The sequence below is a fragment of the Lactobacillus apis genome (assembly GCF_002837055.1).
GTDB lineage: Bacteria > Bacillota > Bacilli > Lactobacillales > Lactobacillaceae > Lactobacillus > Lactobacillus apis.
Map to the genome: position 1 here is coordinate 1 of NZ_PDKP01000048.1, position 1,841 is coordinate 1,841.

Here is a 1,841-nt window from a genome sequence, read left to right on the forward strand (position 1 = left end):
TTCAGGTAGCGTTTGTGTTTTACATGATATTACTGAACAGCAAAAAAATGAAAATTCACAAAAGCAATTTGTTTCCAATGTTTCGCATGAGTTGCGCACGCCGCTAACTAGTTTACATGCTTACATTGAAACATTAAATGAGGGCGCATGGAAAGATCCTGACATTGCACCGCAATTTTTACAGGTTACCCAAGAAGAAACTGAACGCATGATTCGGATGATTAATGAGCTGCTAAGTCTGTCACGAATGGACCGTGGTGTTTCAAAGATTGACGTGGAATGGGTTAACTTCAATGATTTTGTGGCTCATATTTTAGATCGTTTTGATATGATCGTGAAAACAGATGCAAAAGAAGGTAAGAAAAAATATACCATTAAACGGAAGCTTGGATCACAGGCTCTGTGGGTTGAAATTGATACTGATAAATTTGCGCAGGTCATCGATAATATTATGAACAACGCAATTAAGTATTCGCCTGATGGTGGTGTAATTACTGTTAAATTAAGACAGGAGCAACAAAAAATTGTTCTCAGTATCAGTGACCAAGGACTGGGAATTCCGCGTGAAGATCTTGGTAAGATTTTTGATCGCTTTTATCGGGTTGATAAGGCAAGATCACGTGAGCAAGGCGGAACAGGTCTTGGTTTAGCTATTGCTAAAGAAATTGTCAATGAGCATCATGGTAAAATTTGGGCTAACAGTAGTGAAGGTAAGGGCTCAACTTTCTACATTTCCTTGCCATATGAACCAATGAGTGAGGGGGACGATTGGGATGAAGTCTAAATTCAAAATCGGTGATCTACTGTTGTCACTAGGAACGGTCATTGTCTTTGTGCTCTCGATTGTCTTGTGGACCTTCATTATGACAAACGACCAATATTTTAGTCGCATCGATCAGACTAGCAATGTTACTCAACATGCACATAGCCAGCGCGGGCGGATATTTGATAATTTGTATGTACCAACTAGCTCGTATGGCTTTGAAAATGGACAACCATATCGTTTATATGATGCCAAAAAAAACTTACCCTTGGAATTTGCTAAAGAACTTAAAAACGTTAAGTTCGAAGGAATTAAAACAATTAGTTCAGATCAAAAATCTTATGAAAAGATGCTCAATAATCCGGGCTATTTGCAATTAACTTTTCCTAACGAAATTAGCGTTAATTTGTTTACTAAAAGAGAGCTAACAAATAAGGATAAAAAGTTTCGACGTGCTTTTGTTTCAGCAAGTAATGATTCCCTTTATCTTGGTAATGATAAAACAACAACGATCTATCGTATTAACTTAATTAACGCTGATTTTAGTCGTCTTCGTGATTATGCCGATAATATCAAAGGCAAAAAGCCAATTAAATTCGTGCGCACGAAAGATAGCTACGAAACTTTTTACACAAAACAAGAAAATTGGCGTGTATACAGCTACTTAACGACTAAGCAGACCGACTCTTATTTTGTTTCGCGTTTGCTAGGCACAACAAATGTAACTTCACGGGCTAGCAAAAAGGGTTGGACAACTTATTCACTTAACTACTACACGAAGTTACGTGTGCCAAGTGCAGCAAGTGAACGTAATGATTTACTTTATACCCGTTATGAAAAGCAAAAGGAAATGACGGTCAACGATCGCTTACTAAATAGTATTGAGCTGGTACATAAACTGGGCTTGAGTGAACAGGATTTAAGATATTTTGACTCTTCAAATGAAATTACTTGCTACAGTAACTATATTGAAGGGATGCCAGTTTTTATGGGACAGCATGATCCGCAAATTAGTACCAAACTAACCCAGGACACTGTAGAAGTTGCTTTTAACAATTTAGACTTACAAATACCGATT

Annotated in this window: 2 protein-coding genes; both read left to right on the top strand. The window is 37.4% G+C overall.

The genetic code is table 11. The features are described from left to right. The coding region (locus CRG87_RS07770; protein WP_133125509.1) for an ATP-binding protein at nt 1-784 on the top strand (784 nt) is incomplete at its 5' end. Then, the coding region (locus tag CRG87_RS07775) for a hypothetical protein (protein ID WP_101138734.1) at nt 774-1,841 on the top strand (1,068 nt) is incomplete at its 3' end. The genes CRG87_RS07770 and CRG87_RS07775, both read left to right, overlap by 11 nt.